This is a genomic window from Streptomyces sp. rh34 (assembly GCF_002551245.1).
Taxonomy (GTDB): Bacteria; Actinomycetota; Actinomycetes; order Streptomycetales; family Streptomycetaceae; genus Streptomyces.
Genome location: NZ_NTGZ01000575.1, coordinates 1 through 700 on the forward strand (window position 1 = coordinate 1; position 700 = coordinate 700).

At 70.4% G+C, this 700-nt stretch carries 1 protein-coding gene; it reads left to right on the top strand.

Features of this window, described 5'->3' with window-relative positions:
• Nucleotides 1–700 (top strand): TerD family protein (locus CR470_RS38285; protein ID WP_441350793.1); only part of this gene is annotated, 700 nt, incomplete at both ends.

A 700-nucleotide genomic window follows, 5' to 3' on the forward strand; every position in this document is an offset into this window, starting at 1 on the left:
CCCCCGTTCCGCCGCCCGCCCCCGTTCCGCCGCCCGCGCCCGCCGCCCCCGTGGCCCCGCCCGCCGCGACGCCCGTACGGCTGACCAAGGTCACGCTGACGAAGAGCGCGCCGTCCGTCTCACTCGCCAAACAGGGCGGCACCTCCGGCGCGCTGCGCGTCAACCTCAACTGGGAGACGCGCAAACAGTTCAAGAGCTGGGGAGCGAAGCTCGGCCGGGCCGTCGCCCTGCACGCCGATCTCGATCTCGACCTCTGCGCACTGTACGAACTCTCCGACGGCCGGAAGGGAGTCGTGCAGTCGCTCGGGAACGCGTTCGGCTCACTGGACAGGCCGCCCTTCATCCATCTCGACGGCGATGACCGCACCGGGGCGCTCTCCGCCGGCGAGAACATGACCATCAACCTCGACCACAAGGACCTGCTGCGGCGCGTACTGATCTTCGTCACCATCTACGAAGGCGCCCGGAGCTTCGCCGATCTCCACGCCACGGTCACCCTCCAGCCGCAGAACGGCGCGGCCATCGACTTCTCCCTCGACGAATGCACGGTGCCCTCCACCGTCTGCGCCCTGGCCCTGATCACCAACAACGGCGGCGACCTCACGGTGCAGCGCGAGGCCCGCTACCTCGTCCCGGACCGGGGCGTGAGCCCGCAGCGCACCATCGACGCGGCCTACGGCTGGGGCATGAACTGGACGCC